The organism is Streptomyces sp. NPDC006743 (genome assembly GCF_040703815.1).
Classification (GTDB): domain Bacteria; phylum Actinomycetota; class Actinomycetes; order Streptomycetales; family Streptomycetaceae; genus Streptomyces.
The window spans coordinates 31,496-46,417 of the sequence record NZ_JBEYJA010000045.1 but is presented as its reverse complement, the minus strand read 5'-3'; the positions used below and the strand labels follow the sequence as shown (position 1 = coordinate 46,417).

The 14,922-nt window shown below is 71.7% G+C and carries 11 protein-coding genes; 5 read left to right on the top strand and 6 right to left on the bottom strand.

What is annotated here, in order from left to right; all coding sequences use genetic code 11:
* Positions 1-138 precede the first annotated feature (138 nt).
* Positions 139-1,221, bottom strand: a complete 1,083-nt coding sequence (locus ABZ719_RS28795; RefSeq protein ID WP_366728093.1) for an NDP-sugar synthase — start codon at positions 1,219-1,221, stop codon at positions 139-141.
* Positions 1,222-1,290: 69 nt separating this feature from the next.
* Positions 1,291-2,757, bottom strand: a complete 1,467-nt coding sequence (locus tag ABZ719_RS28790) for a peptidoglycan recognition protein (protein ID WP_366728092.1) — start codon at positions 2,755-2,757, stop codon at positions 1,291-1,293.
* A 149-nt stretch (positions 2,758-2,906) separates the two neighbouring features.
* Here ABZ719_RS28790 and ABZ719_RS28785 point away from each other — a divergent pair, with 149 nt between their 5' ends.
* The 3 genes from ABZ719_RS28785 to ABZ719_RS28775 all read left to right on the top strand — a co-directional run bounded on the left by ABZ719_RS28785 (position 2,907) and on the right by ABZ719_RS28775 (position 7,833).
* The gene (locus ABZ719_RS28785; RefSeq protein ID WP_366728091.1) at positions 2,907-3,662 is read left to right on the top strand and encodes a TIGR03089 family protein; all 756 of its coding nucleotides are present in this window, start codon (positions 2,907-2,909) and stop codon (positions 3,660-3,662) included.
* 640 nt (positions 3,663-4,302) lie between these two features.
* On the top strand, positions 4,303-6,066 hold the full coding sequence (locus tag ABZ719_RS28780) for an LCP family protein (RefSeq protein ID WP_366728090.1): 1,764 nt from the start codon (positions 4,303-4,305) through the stop codon (positions 6,064-6,066).
* A gap of 138 nt (positions 6,067-6,204) precedes the next feature.
* On the top strand, positions 6,205-7,833 hold the full coding sequence (locus ABZ719_RS28775) for an LCP family protein (protein WP_366728110.1): 1,629 nt from the start codon (positions 6,205-6,207) through the stop codon (positions 7,831-7,833).
* A gap of 71 nt (positions 7,834-7,904) precedes the next feature.
* Here ABZ719_RS28775 and ABZ719_RS28770 read toward each other — a convergent pair whose 3' ends face one another.
* Positions 7,905-8,933: a glycosyltransferase family 2 protein gene (locus tag ABZ719_RS28770; RefSeq protein ID WP_366728089.1), complete on the bottom strand. Its 1,029-nt coding sequence runs from the start codon at positions 8,931-8,933 to the stop codon at positions 7,905-7,907.
* A 127-nt stretch (positions 8,934-9,060) separates the two neighbouring features.
* Here ABZ719_RS28770 and ABZ719_RS28765 point away from each other — a divergent pair, with 127 nt between their 5' ends.
* Positions 9,061-10,563: an LCP family protein gene (locus tag ABZ719_RS28765; protein WP_366728088.1), complete on the top strand. Its 1,503-nt coding sequence runs from the start codon at positions 9,061-9,063 to the stop codon at positions 10,561-10,563.
* Positions 10,564-10,704: 141 nt separating this feature from the next.
* Here the strand turns inward: ABZ719_RS28765 and ABZ719_RS28760 are convergent, their stop codons facing one another.
* Positions 10,705-11,262, bottom strand: coding sequence for an acyl-CoA thioesterase (locus ABZ719_RS28760; protein WP_366728087.1), 558 nt, complete (start codon positions 11,260-11,262; stop codon positions 10,705-10,707).
* Positions 11,263-11,381: 119 nt separating this feature from the next.
* On the opposite strand from ABZ719_RS28760, the gene ABZ719_RS28755 reads away from it, so the two are divergent.
* Complete coding sequence (locus ABZ719_RS28755; RefSeq protein WP_366728086.1) at positions 11,382-12,713, top strand: LCP family protein; 1,332 nt, start codon at positions 11,382-11,384, stop codon at positions 12,711-12,713.
* A 232-nt stretch (positions 12,714-12,945) separates the two neighbouring features.
* Here ABZ719_RS28755 and ABZ719_RS28750 read toward each other — a convergent pair whose 3' ends face one another.
* Together ABZ719_RS28750 and ABZ719_RS28745 are read right to left on the bottom strand one after the other, a co-directional pair.
* Positions 12,946-13,314 carry a four-helix bundle copper-binding protein gene (locus ABZ719_RS28750; protein ID WP_366728085.1) on the bottom strand — a complete coding sequence of 123 codons (369 nt, stop codon included), beginning with the start codon at positions 13,312-13,314 and terminating at the stop codon, positions 12,946-12,948.
* 371 nt (positions 13,315-13,685) lie between these two features.
* The gene (locus ABZ719_RS28745) at positions 13,686-14,843 is read right to left on the bottom strand and encodes an acyl-CoA dehydrogenase (RefSeq protein WP_366728084.1); all 1,158 of its coding nucleotides are present in this window, start codon (positions 14,841-14,843) and stop codon (positions 13,686-13,688) included.
* Between the last annotated feature and the right edge of the window lie 79 nt (positions 14,844-14,922).

The window sequence follows — 14,922 nt, the reverse complement described above, 5'->3', positions numbered from 1 at the left end:
GCCCACCCGCCCCCGAGCCGCGTCCGCCCTTGCGGCCCCGCCGGCGCGCCCCGGCCTCTCTGACCCCCGCGGCCCGCCGGGATCACCAGGCCCGCCGGGCCGGGGCGGTCCGGCGGAGGGTGACCGGAACCGAGGGCGTCACTGGTCCGAGGAGAAGCGGACCGCGCCTGCCGGGATCCGGGCGTCGCACCACACCCGTACGCAGTCCCGCAGTTCGTTGTCGGCGCCGACGACCGCGCCGTCGCCGATCACCGTGCCGGTGAGCACGGAGCGGGTGCCGATGCGGGCCCGGGCCCCGATGAGGGAGTCGGTGACGACGGCACCGGGCTCGATCACGGCGCCGGGCAGGATCGTACTGCCGGACACGCGCGCCCCCTCGGCGACGAACGCGCCCTCGCCGACCACCGTGCCCCCGGTCAGCTTGGCGTCGGGCGCGACCACGGCCGTGGGCAGGACGAGGCGGTCGCCGCACCGGCCGGGGACCGCCGGGGACGGGGCGCGGCCCAGGACGAGGTCGGCCGAGCCGCGGACGAAGGCGGCCGGGGTGCCGAGGTCCAGCCAGTAGGTGGAGTCCACCATGCCCTGCAGATGGGCCCCGGCCGACAGCAGACCGGGGAAGGTCTCGCGCTCCACGGACACCGGGCGCCCCGGCGGGATCGTGTCGAGGACCGAGCGGTTGAAGACGTACGCCCCCGCGTTGATCTGGTCGGTGACGATCTCCTGCGGCGTCTGCGGTTTCTCCAGGAAGGCGAGGACCCGGCCGGTGTCGTCCGTCGGGACCAGGCCGTACGCACGCGGGTCCGCCACCTTCGTCAGGTGCAGGGAGACGTCCGCGCCCGTCTCCTCGTGCGTGCGCACCAGGGCGCGGATGTCCAGACCGGTCAGGATGTCGCCGTTGAAGACGAGGACCGGCTCGTCGGGGCCGGAGTGCAGCCGCGGGGCGACGTTGCGCAGGGCGCCGCCGGTGCCGAGCGGTTCCTCCTCCGTCACGTACTCCAGGTGGAGTCCGAGGGCGGAGCCGTCACCGAAGTACGGCTCGAAGACCTCGGCCAGGTAGGAGGTGGCGAGCACGATGTGCTCGACGCCCGCCGCCCTGGCCCGCGCCAGCTGGTGGGTGAGGAACGGCACGCCGGCCGCCCGCACCATGGGCTTGGGAGTGTGCACCGTGAGCGGGCGCAGCCGGGTGCCCTTGCCGCCGACCAGGAGGATCGCTTCTGTCACCTGTCGTCTCCGCTTCCTGCCGGGACCGGCCGAGCTGTCTTTCGGCCGGCCAGTGTATGCAGACCGGGCTCAGCGGCCCTGATAGCGCGCCGCGGTCGAGCGGATCGTGCCGAGCTTGCCGTAGAGCTTCCGTCCGGGGCAGTCGGTGGCGAAGCCGTCCCGGTGGCCGGAGATCACGTTCAGGTGTACGTTCTTTCCCTTTTGATAGAGGTTGCCACCGCCGGACTTCAGATATGTCTTTCCGCGCGGATTCATCCCGTAGAGGCCCAGCTTCCAGGCGGTGAGCTTGGCGACGGCCTTGACGGCGGCCGAGGAGGGCTTGGACTTGCTGTAGGTGCCGATGACGGCGATCCCCACGCTGTTGCTGTTGAAGCCCATGGTGTGGGCGCCCAGCACCGGCTTCGCCACGCCCCCGGCGCGGCCCTCGTAGACGGTGCCGCACTTGTCGACCAGGAAGTTGTAGCCGATGTCCCGCCAGCCCATGCTCTTGACGTGGTAGCGGTAGATGCTGCGGATGACCGAGGGGGTCTGCGAGCAGCGGTACTTGTTGCCGGTCGCGGTGTGGTGGACGAACGCCGCCTTCACCTTCTTCGTGTAGACGAACCCCCGCGAGCGCAGCGACTCGTCCGCGCCCCAGCCGCGGCGGGTGACGATGCGCGGGCGCGCGCCGATGTGCGGCTTGGCCCGCTGGGCGTCCGTCAGTTCGTCGCCGCGCAGGTCGAGCAGTTCGCGTTCGGTGGCCGCGCGGTCGAGGGCGGGGATCTCGGTGGCGCCGAGGGAGGCGAGGCCGGAGTTGGCCGCGGACGCGGCGGTCGCCGCCTCGGACAGCTCGCCGGTGCGCGACTGGTCGGCCGGGGAGTCCGCCGCGGACGTGTCGCCGGGGTCGACGAGTTCCAGGCGCAGCCCCGAGGGCAGCGGGGCGGGCGGATCGGCCGGGGCGCCGGTCTCCCGGTCGCCGGTGTCCGCGCGGACGCGCACGTCGACGCCGTCGCTGTCACCCACCCACAGCGGCGCCGTGCCGCCGCGGACGTGGCCGGTGGCGCGCTCGGCGGTGCCGGGGTCGGCGCCGTGGTCGGCGTTGTGGGTGTCGACGTCCTGCCAGTCGGACCAGGTGCCGGTGGCGGCGGAGCGGGTGCGGATCTGGACGGTGCCGTGGAGTTCGGTGCCGGGGTTGTCCCAGACGACGCCGACCAGGGAGAAGTGGCGGACGTCCGCGCGGTACAGGCCCTGTTCGAGGGCGGCGCCGGGGGCCGCGCCACGGGCCCGGCCGCGGACGCGGCCCTCGGTGCGCGGGGCGAGGGGCAGGGACTGGGTGCTGCCGGGGACGGCCGCCGGCACGGTCGCCGGAACGGAGGCCGGGGCGGCGGCCGGGGCCTGGGCGGGAACGGCGGCCGGGACGAGGTGGGCCGCCGCCCGCGGCACCGCCGCCCCCGCCGCCGTGGCCGTCGCGGCGGCCGCGGGCAGACCGGGCGCGACAGCGAGGCCGGCCACGCAGGTGACACCGATCGAGGACGCAAGGAATCCGTATCGACGCATGCCCCTGATCTTGGACATAGTCAGACATATATGTCCATCTACGAACTGACGGTGCGTCGGGTGTCGTTCCCCCGAACCGGTGGCCCCACGGGCCCCCGTGGGCCGTAGTCCCCGGGTGCGGGCGCGCGCCGCCGCGTACGCTTGCGCGGGTGAACGCCACCGAACGCACCCCTGCCGACCTGCTGCGTTCCGCGCTCGCCGCGGACCCGGGACGCCCCCTGGTGACCTTCTACGACGACGCGACGGGCGAACGCGTCGAATTGTCGGTGGCCACCTTCGGCAATTGGGTGGCCAAGACGGCGAACCTCCTCCAGGGGGACCTCGCCGCGGGGCCCGGTGACCGGGTCGCGCTGCTGCTGCCCGCGCACTGGCAGACGGCGGTGTGGCTGCTGGCGTGCGCGTCGGTGGGCGCGGTCGCGGACGCCGGCGGGGACCCGGCGGCCGCCGATGTCGTCGTCAGCGGGCCGGACACGCTGGAGGCGGCGCGCGCCTGCACGGGCGAGCGGGTCGCGCTGGCGCTGAGGCCGCTGGGCGGGCGGTTCCCGCAGCCGCCCGCGGGTTTCGCCGACTACGCCGTCGAGGTGCCGGGGCAGGGCGACCGGTTCGCGCCGTTCGCGCCCGTGGACCCGGAGGCGCCCGCGCTGATCGTGGCCGGTGCGGAGTACACGGCGGCCGAGGTCGTGGAACGGGCCCGCGCCGACGCCCCCGGACTGGGCCTGACGGGACCGGGTTCCCGGCTGCTGTCGGGGCTGCCGTACGACACCTGGGAGGGGCTGAGCGCGGGCCTGTACGCACCGCTCGCGGCCGGCGGATCCGTCGTCCTGTGCCGGAACCTGGACCGGCTGGACGAGGCCGGCCTGGCCAAGCGCATCGAGAGCGAACGGATCACGGCGACCGCGCGGTGACCTCCGCTCCGCGGGCGCACACCCGCGCGTGACCGCTCGTCAGCCATGAGGGCGTGAACCGCCGGCCGGCTGCCCGGAGTTGGGCGCCGCGAGCCAATGCCCGGCAGCCGCCCGGGGCCGGCCGGCGGAGGCGGTCGTGGAGGTCTCACGGGATTACGGGGCGAACAGCGGTAATTCAGCTGCGCGGATTGCCCTTCCGGACCGGCTTCCGGGGCAGCTTCCCGTCCCGCTCGCGTTCCCGCTTTCCCGACCGGAGACCCCCGGCCGGGGAATCGCCTCCGCAGCCGTACGACTACGTTCAGTGCATTTCCGCGGGCACGTCGGGGGCGCGATCGGCCCGGTCCACGCCCCCGGCGTGACGTCCTCACCCGCCCCCGTCCTCACCGGAATAGCGCCGCCCGGGAACCTCGCGGGTAAAACTGCGGCCAAGGGCGAACTTTTGTCCAGAGAAATGGGCGGATTGCCCAGTTGTAGGGGCGTGGAATTCGTCACCGACGTCGCTCAGGCCTCAACAGGCCGGATAGTGTGAGCGATCCGGTGCTACCGGCCGCGAGGTCACCCTGGGGTCGTGCACTGTGAACCAGACCTGAGCGCCTGGGGGGAAGGCGCCGCGTGGCCCCGACGGAGGGTTCGGACAACCGTGGACGCGCAAGGCCGTGGGCGGGCGGACAACATCGATCCCGCAGACCAGTGGGTACTCAATCCGGCCACTGGTGAATACGAACTGCGACTGAACCCTTCCCCTCCGCAGTCGGCGGTCCCCGGCCCGCGCAGACCCTCCGCCCCCGGGGCGCAGGGCACCGCCGCGGGCCGGCGCGGTGCCCCGCCCGGCGGGGAACAGACGCACGAGACGGCCCCGGCGCCCACCGTGCCCGGTCCGCGCCGCCGCCGCGGCGCGCCCGCGGAGGAGCCGCAGCCGCCCGGCCGGCGGGGACGCCGCCCGGAAAAGAAGAAGAAGTCGAGGACCAAGAAGGTCCTGGTGTGGACCGGCGGCACCATGGCGTTCGTCCTGGTCGGGGTCGGCACCGCGGGTTACCTGATCTTCAAGCACCTCGAGGGCAACGTCACCACCACCGACGTGGGCAGCGCGGCCAAGGACGGCTTCAGCAAGGACGAGGCCTTCAACATCCTCGTCATCGGCACCGACAAGCGGACCGGGGCGGGCAACGAGGGCTACGGCGACAAGGGCAGCGTCGGCCACGCGGACACCAACATCCTGCTGCACGTCGCCAAGGACCGTACGAACGCGACCGCGCTGAGCATCCCCCGCGACCTGATCGTCAACATCCCCGACTGCCCGACCAAGCAGCCCGACGGCAGCACCAAGGTCATCCCGGGCTCGTCGAAGGTCCGGTTCAACGAGAGCCTCGGCCAGGACGGGCGCGACCCGGGATGCACCATGCGCACGGTCAAGGAAGTCACGGGCATCGCCCCCGACCACTTCATGATGGCCGACTTCAACGCGGTGAAGACCCTGACGTCGGCGGTGGGCGGCGTCGAGGTGTGCCTCAAGCACCCCGTCAACGACAAGGACTCGCACCTGGACCTGCCCGCCGGTTCGTCCAAGATCGAGGGCGAGCAGGCGCTGGCGTTCGTCCGCACCCGGCACAGCTTCGGCAACCACGGTGACCTGGACCGGATCAAGGTGCAGCAGCAGTTCCTCAGTTCGCTGATGCGCAAGATGGCCTCCAGCGACACCCTCACCAACCCGGTCAAGCTGTACGACCTGGCGGACGCGGCCACCAAGTCGCTGACCGTCGACACCGGCATCGGCAAGGCGAGCACGCTCAAGGACGTGGCGCTGGAGCTGAAGAAGGTGCCGACGAAGAACATCACCTTCCTGACCGTGCCGGTGCGCGACAACCCGGACGACGGCCCGGTGCACAAGACGGTCATCGTCGACCAGACCCTCGCCCCCCAGGTCTTCGACGCCATCGGCAGCGACGTCTCCTTCACCGAGGTGAAGAAGAAGCAGCAGCAGGCGAAGGACGCGCAGGCGGCCCGGCTCAAGGGCACCCGGTCGGCCGCCTCCGAGGTGCGGGTGCGCATCCTCAACGGCGGGGCCAAGGCCGGCGCCGCGCAGGAGACCCTCACCTGGCTCCAGAACCAGCAGGGCGTGCTCAAGTCGGAGAACGGCAGCAACGCGCCCGAGAAGCTGGCCAAGACCACGCTGGAGTACGGGCCCGACCAGGCCGCCCAGGCCCGTGAACTCGCCGCGCTCATGGGACTGCCGGGTTCCGCGCTGAAGCCGGGCGAGAGCGTGACCAACTCCCAGGGCCTGCCGACGATGACGCTGACCCTGGGCAAGGACTACAAGGGCGCGGGAGTGTCACTCACCGCACCCCAGAAGGCACCCACGGTGGAGGGACAGCACACGGCGGACAAGGTTCAGTGCGCCAGTTGAGCGCACCGTGTGACCTGACGGGCCTGTCGTACGTCTAACACGGCGTACGACAGGCCTGTTCGATGACATGAGGGCGGGGAGGATGGGGAGTTGACGCAGAGCGGTCTGCGCGGGGAGGGGCCCGCGGTCGAGGACACGATGCCTCTGGCGCAGCACGAGAAGAGCGCCGGAGGCGGACACAGCCGTCGGGGCGGAAGCGGACACGGACGGGGCAACGGCGGCCGGGGCACCGGCGGCAGAGGACCCAGACGGCGCGTGCTGCGCTGGTCGGCCACGGTGCTCGCGGTGGTCATACTGGGCACGGCCGGCGCCGGATACCTCTACTACGAACACCTCAACGGCAACATACGCAAGGGCGAGCGCGACAGCGGCGACTCCAAGGCCCAGAAGACGAAGGCCAACGCCGACGGCCAGACGCCCGTGAACATCCTGCTGATCGGCTCCGACAGCCGCAACTCCGACGCCAACGTCGCGCTCGGCGGCAGCCGGGAGAACCGCGGCAACCCGCCGCTGGGCGACGTGCAGATGCTGATCCACCTGGCCGCGGACCGCAAGAGCGCCGAGGTCGTGAGCATCCCGCGCGACACCCGCGTGGACATCCCCAAGTGCAGGGACCCGAAGACCGGCAAGGAGTATCCGCCGGTCAACACCATCATCAACGAGTCCCTCGCGCGCGGCGGAGCCGGCTGCACGCTGGCCACCTGGCAGAACCTCACCGGTGTGTACATCGACCACTGGATGACGATCGACTTCGCGGGCGTGGTGAAGATGGCCGACGCCATCGGCGGCGTGGACGTGTGCGTGAGGCAGAACGTGTGGGACCACTCGACGGCGGCCCAGCGCGGCGGGTCCGGTCTGAAGCTGACGGCCGGCACCCACAAGGTCAAGGGCGTGCAGGCCCTCCAGTGGCTGCGCACCCGGCACGCCTGGGGCAGCGACCTGCTGCGGGCCCGGGCCCAGCACATGTACCTGAACTCGATGATCCGCACGCTCAAGAGCCAGAGCATCTTCACCGACACCGGCCGGCTGCTGAACCTGACCGAGGCGGCCACGAAGTCGCTGGGGGTGTCCGAGGAGATCGGTACCCCCAAGAAGCTGTACGACCTGAGCATGCAGCTCAAGACGGTCCCCACCGACCGCATCACCATGACGACGATGCCCAACGTCGAGGACCCGCAGAACCGCGACCACCGCGTTCCGGACGGCGCCAACGCCCAGAAGATGTGGAAGCTGCTCCGCGACGACGTGGCCTTCGACTCCAACGGCAAGCCCGAGGACGCGAAGAAGGGCGCCGGCAAGAACGGGGACGGGGGCGGCGACAAGAGCCCGCCCGCCACACAGCCGGCCCACCCGGACGGCCAGATCGGCGTCGCGGTGCAGAACGGCACCGGCACCTCCACCCTCGCCGCCGTCCCGCACCGGGCGACCGCCATCAGCCAGGAGCTGGCGCAGAAAGGCTTCGGCAAGGCGGCAGCGGACAGCTCGGTGACCCCGTCCGCGTCCGAGACGGTCGTGCGCTACCCGAGCGCCGAGCTGAAGGGCGACGCCGAGCGGGTCGCCACCGCTCTCGGCATCCCGACGACGTCGGTGGAGAAGTCGACGGACGTCTCCGGGGTCACCGTCGTCGTGGGCGCGGACTGGCGCCAGGGCAGCAGCTACCCGAAGCAGAAGGCCCCCAAGGCAGGCGACATCCCGGAGAACTCCGACGCCATCAACGGCGCTGACACCACGCAGTGCATGGACGTGTACGCGCCCTACCGGTGGTAGGAGCGGGTCCGTCTGCGCAGGGGCCCCTCACCGCGGCGCGGTGAGGGGCCCCTCGCATGTGGGACGGCTGTTCAGCCGGTGGTGACGACCGCCGGCCGACGCGAGGCGATGACCCTCTTGGCCAGGGACTTCGGGCTGGTCAGGAAGCCCCAGCCCCACGACATGTGCATGGTGGCCAGGGCCACCGGTATGCGCAGGCGCGCCGCCAGGGGCAGGCCCTTCCCGGCCGGCAGCGAACCGGCGACGATGGCGGCCAGGTAGCCACCGGGGACGACGAGCGCCCAGGGGGTCACCGCGGCGCCCACCACGATCCCGGCGGCGATGGCGCACACGGCGGTCGGCGGGGCGAGGTAGCGCAGGTTGATGGAGCCCTCGTGGTACCGGGCGACGACGTGCCGCCAGCGGCCGTAGTCCTTGTACTGCTTGGCGAGCGCCTTCACGTTCGGCCGGGGCCGGTAGGAGACCCGCAGCTCGGGCGAGAACCAGATCAGGCCACCCGCCTCACGGATGCGGAAGTTCAGCTCCCAGTCCTGGGCGCGGATGAACTCCTCGTTGTAGCCGCCCTGTTGCTCCAGCGCCTCGCGGCGGAACACGCCCAGGTAGACCGTCTCGGCCGGGCCGGCCTGACCGCCGGTGTGGAAGGCCGCGTTGCCGACACCGATCTTCGACGTCATGGCGGCGGCGACCGCGTGCTCCCACGCGTTCTCGCCCTCGGCGTGCATGATGCCGCCCACGTTCTGCGCGCCGGTCTCCTCCAGGAGCCGCACCGCCGTGGCGATGTAGTTCGGCGAGAGCATCCCGTGGCCGTCGACGCGGACCACGATCGGATGGCGGGAGGCCTTGATCGCGGCGTTGAGCGCGGCGGGGGTGCGGCCGGTGGGGTTCGGGACCGTGTGCACGCGCGGGTCGTCACGGACGAGCTGGGCGGCGATCTCGTCCGTGCGGTCCGTGGACGGACCCAGGGCGATCACGACCTCCATCTCGCCGTCGTACTCCTGCGCGAGGATCGCTTCGACGGCCCCGCGCAGATGCCGCTCCTCGTTGAGGACGGGCATGATCACAGAAACGGCGGGGAACCGCACGTCGGAGTTGGCGTTCATCGGTGCTCACGTTACCGCGAACGGGGGACACCGGTGCGCGCCGCGGGGTCCGCCTGGTCGGGCAGCAGATCGTATGGGCCTACGGTGCTCACGGTGTCCACCCACGCCCTATGCGGAGGTGTCCCCCATGTCCACCACGTCGCCCCGGCCGCCCCGGCCGCCCGCCCCCCCGCGGCGCGGACCGCGGCAGCCCGCCGCGCCTTCGCGGGCGGCCCGCACGCCGTACGCGCCCCCGCCGCGCCGCAGGCCGCGCTGGGCCATGCGGGCGGCGACCACGGTCTCCGTGGTGGTCCTCGCCTCCGCCGGGATCGGGCACGCGGTGGTCTCCAGCCTGGACGCCGACATCACGCGGATCGACCTCTTCAAGGACATGAAGAACCGGCCGCCGACGGGCCACGGCATGAACGTCCTGCTGGTCGGCACCGACGGCCGCGACAAGATCAGCGAGCAGGAGCGGCAGCGCTACCGGCTCGGCGGCCAGCCCTGCCACTGCACCGACACGATGATGATCGTGCACCTCTCCCAGGACCGGGAGCGGGCCAGCGTCGTCAGCCTGCCCCGGGACTCCTACGTCGACCTGCCCGCCCACCTCGACCGGAACACCGGCAAGCAGCACCCGCCGCACCCCGTCAAGCTGAACGCGGCGTACGCGGAGGGCGGCCCGAGCCTCACCGTGCGCACGGTCGAGAGCATGACCCACCTGAAGATCGACCACTACCTCGAGGTGGACTTCACCACCTTCATGCGGACCGTGGACGTCCTCGGCGGCGTCGAGATCTGCACCGCGCTGCCGATGAAGGACACCTACACCGGCCTGGACCTGCCCGCGGGCGTCCACACCCTCACCGGCGGCCAGGCGCTGCAGTACGTCCGCTCCCGGCACGTCGACGGGGCCAGCGACTTCGGCAGGATGAAGCGCCAGCAGCTCTTCCTGGCCGCGCTGATCGACCGGGCGACCTCCTCGCGGGTGCTGCTGAACCCCATGAAGTTCCGGGACGTGACCCGGGCCGTGCTCGGCTCGGTCCGCGCCGACCAGGGTTTCCACACCGACGAGCTGCTCGACCTCGGGCGGGCGATGCGGAACTTCTCGCCGTCCTCGTCCGAGTTCACCACCGTCCCGGTCGCCCAGACGTCCTTCCCGGTCAAGGGGCTCGGCTCCACCGTGAAGTGGGACCGGGCACAGGCGGACCGGCTCTTCAGCGCGCTGCGCGACGACCATCCGCTGGCCGTGCGCAGACCGGCCCGCACACCGGACGGCACGGCGGCCGTGGAGGTCCCCCCGCAGCGCATCCGGGTCCAGGTGGAGAACGGCACCGGGACGGCCGGACTCGCCCGGCGGGTGGACACCGCGCTGGCCGGGGCCGGGTTCAGCACCACCAAGGCGCCCGTCGACGCGAAGGAACGCGGGGTCGAGCGGACCGTCGTGCTCTACGACCCCCGGTGGGACCGTTCGGCCAGGTCGCTCGCCGCGGCGTTGCCGGGCAGCGAGCTGCGGCCCGTACCGGGGCAGGGCGCCACGCTGCGGGTGATCGCCGGGAGTGGCTTCCGCGAGGTGCGGAAGGTGCGTGTGCGCACCACGGTCCAGGACGCCAACGAGGTGGTGCGGGGCGACCAGGTGGCGTGCGACTGAGACGCGCGGGGCACCGGGGCCTGGACGGTGCCTGTGGGACCGCGGCGGTGCCTGTGGGACCGCGGCGGTGCCCGCGGAACCGGTCGCCACGGCGGCGCCTCGGAATCCGACCGGGCGCGTCAGGTCCTCCGTGCCGGTGCCTCAGTCCTCGATGCCCTCCGCCGCCCGCTTCTCCCGCAGCTCCTTGATCGCGCGGCGGCGGGCCAGGCGGTGGGTGCGGCGGATCTGGGCCTCCTGGTAGCGCCGCTTGTCCCGCTCGGTCTCGGGCAGCACCGGCGGCACCGCGCGGGGCTTGCCGTCCGCGTCCACGGCGGCGAAGACGAGGTAGGCGGAGCCGACCTGGGTGGCCGGGGCGGACTCGTTCCAGCGTTCGGCCAGCACCCGGACGCCCACCTCCATGGAGGTCCGGCCGGTCCAGTTGACCTGGGCCTTCACATGGACCAGGTCACCGACGCGGACCGGTTCGAGGAACGCCATCTCGTCCATGGAGGCGGTGACGGCGGGCCCGCCGCTGTGCCGCCCGGCCACCGCACCCGCGGCGTCGTCGACCAGCTTCATGATCACTCCGCCGTGCACCGTGCCCAGCAGGTTGGTGTCACTGTGGGTCATGATGTGGCTGAGGGTGGTCCGGGACGCCGAGGTCGGCTTGCCCGGTATCTCCGGTGTTCCGGATTCCGCGACGGTGGCCTGATCTGTCATGGGCTCCACCTTATGCCGCGTCGGCATCCGGGGAATTTGTGTCAGCTTGGCAACAGCCGTGACCTTATTTTCCGACGGCCCTTGTAAGGCACACCCCGCAGCCCGGCACACTGGGCCACATGAATGATTGGCCCGAGGGGTGGTCCGACGACAACCGCGGACCCGGTTACGGACGCGGCAGCGCCGGCGCGCAGCCGGAGGGCGCACGGGTGATGCGCCAGGTGCGGCGCGGCGGTCCGGCGGTTCCGCCCGGGCAGCGCGGGCGCGGTGGCCCCGGCGGCCAGGGTCCCGCGGCGCCGCCGTACGGCGTCCCGCAGCAGCCGTCGTACGTCGACGGCGGCGAGGGCCCCGGCTACGACGACGGCCAGGGCTACGACAGCGGCTACAACACCGGACATGTCTACGGCAGGCCAGGCGGCGGTCCCGGCGGGCCGACCGGTCCGGGCGCGGGCGGCACCCGCGGGCCGCGGCCCGCGCCGAACTGGCGCCGCCGCATCAAGTGGACCGCGATCACGCTCGTCACCCTCCTCGTGGTCACCTCGGTGGGCACCTACTTCTGGGCCGACTCCAAGCTCAACCGCGAGGTCGACCTGTCGAAGGTCATCGACCGGCCGGAGGCCGGCAAGGGCACGAACTACCTGATCGTCGGCTCGGACAGCCGCGACGGCCTCTCCGCCGCGGACAAGAAGAAGCTGCACACCGGCTCCGCCGAGGGCAAGCGCACCGACTCCATGATGATCCTGCACGTCGGGGACAACGGGGACACGCTGATCTCGCTGCCGCGTGACTCCAACGTCACGATCCCGCAGTTCCGCGGCTCGGAGTCCGGCAAGATCAAGGGCCCCCTCGGGCAGAACAAGCTCAACGCGGCCTACGCCTACGACGGCCCGACCCTGCTGGTGCGCACCATCGAGTACAACACCGGTCTGCACATCGACCACTACGTCGAGATAGGCTTCGCCGGTTTCGCCAACATCGTGGACTCGGTCGGCGGCGTCGAGATGACCATCGACAAGCCCTTCAAGGACAAGTGGTCCGGCGCCGACTTCAAGGCGGGCAAGCAGACGCTGAACGGCGAGCAGGCCCTGGCCTTCGTCCGCACCCGGCACGCCTTCGCCGCCTCCGACCTGCAGCGCACCAAGAACCAGCAGAAGTTCCTCTCCGCGCTGGCTCACGAGGTCGCCACCCCGACGACGGTCCTGAACCCGTTCAAGTTCTACCCGACGATGGGCGCGGGCCTGGACTCCCTCATCGTCGACAAGGACATGAGCCTGTGGGACCTGGCGTCCATGTTCTGGGCGATGAAGGGCGTCAGCGGCGGTGACGGCACCTCCATGAACATGCCCGTCGCCGGTTTCATCGGCGGAAACGTCCGCTGGGACCAGGCGAAGGTCAAGACCCTGGTGGACGAGCTGAAGAACGACCAGAAGGTGACCGTCTCCGGCAACTGACCGGACCGCCGAGCCACCTGCCACCTCCGGGCGGACCGGTGCACGACCGGACGGACGCATGACCGGGCGGACGCACGACGGAACCGACGCACGACCGGGCGGACGCACGACGGAACCGACGCACGACCGAACCGACGCACGACCGGACGGACACGCCCGGCCGGACGGCGCCGGCAGCGGGGCCCCGCGGAAAACATGCCCGCGGGGCCCCGTCGCCGTACCGGGGGACGGATCACATCCGGGCGCCCGTCATCGACCGGCACATCTCCGCGCAGCGGCGACACGCCTCCGCGCAGCGCATCATCGTCTGGTCGTCGGGCATGGACATGCACGCCTCGGCGCACATGTCGCAGGCCTTGGCGCACATCGCGCACATCTCCGAGGACATGGGCGAGCGGCGCATCATCATGTCCGCGCACATCCGCGTCGTCTCGGAGCAGTCCATGAGCGCGCGCATGATCTGCATCTGCGCCTGGCCGCCCATCTGCATGCAGGAGCTCATGGCCTCCTCGCAGATGTTGTGGCAGGTCATGCAGGCGTCGACGCAGTCCTGCATCTCCTTGCTCATGGCGGTCATGGCTCCGGGCTGGGTGTGGGTCATGGCTTCTCCTGGAGGCCGGAGGGGCCCCGGGGCGGGCCCCGTGCCCTTCCGTCGTACGCCCGCCGACCCCGGCCCGCCATTCGACGGAGGTTCCGGTTCCGCTGCGTCCGTTCGAGTGTGCCGAGAGGGCGCGGGACCCCGAGCCGCCGACCGCGCTCACCACTGGGCGCCGCCGCCCTCCGCCCGGCGGGGACGGAGGACGGCGGGGCGAAACGGCGGCGCAGGCCGGGACGCGGGCAGGCGGACGGCGCCCGGCGAACACAGACGGCGCGGGACGGAGCACCGGCCGGCTGCGCACCGGGCCCGGCTGCGGGCTCCTTACAGCAGGTTCCTCGCCCTCACGATCCGCGCTCCTGACCCGCAAAGCCCTGCTACGGCAGGTTCCTCGCCATCACGATCCGCTGGACCTGGTTCGTGCCCTCATAAATCTGGGTGATCTTCGCGTCGCGCATCATGCGCTCCACCGGGTAGTCACGGGTGTAGCCGTAGCCGCCGAGGAGCTGGACGGCGTCCGTGGTGACCTCCATGGCGATGTCCGAGGCGAAGCACTTCGCGGCGGCGCCCTGGTAGGTGAGGTCGGCGTCGACCCGCTCGGAGGCGGCGGCGGCCTGGTAGGTCAGGGCGCGGGCGGCGGAGACCTTCATGGCCATGTCGGCGAGCATGAACTGGATGCCCTGGAAGTCGGCGATCGGCTTGCCGAACTGCTTGCGCTCCTTGACGTAGCCCTTGGCGTAGTCGAGCGCGCCCTGGGCGATGCCGAGGGCCTGGGCGGCGATGGTGATGCGGGTGTGGTCGAGGGTCTTCATCGCGGTGGCGAAGCCGGTGCCCTCGGCGCCGATCATGCGGTCGGCGGGGATGCGCACGTTGTCGAGGTAGACCTCGCGGGTCGGGGAGCCCTTGATGCCGAGCTTCTTCTCCGGGGCGCCGAAGGAGACGCCCGGGTCGGACTTCTCGACGACGAAGGCGGAGATGCCCTTGGAGCGCTTCTCCGGGTCGGTGACGGCCATCACCGTGTAGAACTCGGACACGCCCGCGTTGGTGATCCAGCGCTTGACGCCGTTGAGGACCCAGTGGTCGCCGTCGCGGACGGCCCTGGTCTTCATGCCGGCCGCGTCCGAACCGGCGTCCGGCTCGGAGAGGCAGTACGAGAACATCGCGTCGCCCTTGGCGAGCGGGCCCAGGTACTTCTTCTTCAGCTCCTCGGAGCCGGAGAGGATCACCGGGAGCGAGCCCAGCTTGTTCACGGCGGGGATCAGGGAGGAGGAGGCGCAGACGCGGGCCACCTCCTCGATGACGATGACGGTCGCGAGGGCGTCCGCGCCCCCGCCGCCGTAGCTCTCCGGCACGTGCACGGCGTGCAGGTCGTTCGCGACCAGAGCGTCGAGGGCCTCCTGCGGGAAGCGGGCCTCCTCGTCCACCTGGGCGGCGTACGGCGCGATCTTCGCCTCGGCCAGCGAGCGGACGGCGTCGCGGAGCATGTCGTGCTCCTCGGACGGGCGGTACAGGTCGAAGTCAGCCGATCCGGCCAAGGTCTCTCACGCTCCAAAGACGACCAGTGATGACAGGTGATGACAGGTGTGTCAGGTGATGACGAGCGGTGGTGCCGTG

Bases quoted from the DNA above. Each gene is read 5' to 3' on its own strand.
- ABZ719_RS28790 (WP_366728092.1), bottom strand. From the start codon at position 2,757: ATGCGTCGATACGGATTCCTTGCGTCCTCGATCGGTGTCACCTGCGTG.
- ABZ719_RS28775 (WP_366728110.1), top strand. From the start codon at position 6,205: ATGCCTCTGGCGCAGCACGAGAAGAGCGCCGGAGGCGGACACAGCCGT.
- ABZ719_RS28770 (WP_366728089.1), bottom strand. From the start codon at position 8,933: ATGAACGCCAACTCCGACGTGCGGTTCCCCGCCGTTTCTGTGATCATG.
- ABZ719_RS28765 (WP_366728088.1), top strand. From the start codon at position 9,061: ATGTCCACCACGTCGCCCCGGCCGCCCCGGCCGCCCGCCCCCCCGCGG.
- ABZ719_RS28760 (WP_366728087.1), bottom strand. From the start codon at position 11,262: ATGACAGATCAGGCCACCGTCGCGGAATCCGGAACACCGGAGATACCG.
- ABZ719_RS28755 (WP_366728086.1), top strand. From the start codon at position 11,382: ATGAATGATTGGCCCGAGGGGTGGTCCGACGACAACCGCGGACCCGGT.
- ABZ719_RS28750 (WP_366728085.1), bottom strand. From the start codon at position 13,314: ATGACCCACACCCAGCCCGGAGCCATGACCGCCATGAGCAAGGAGATG.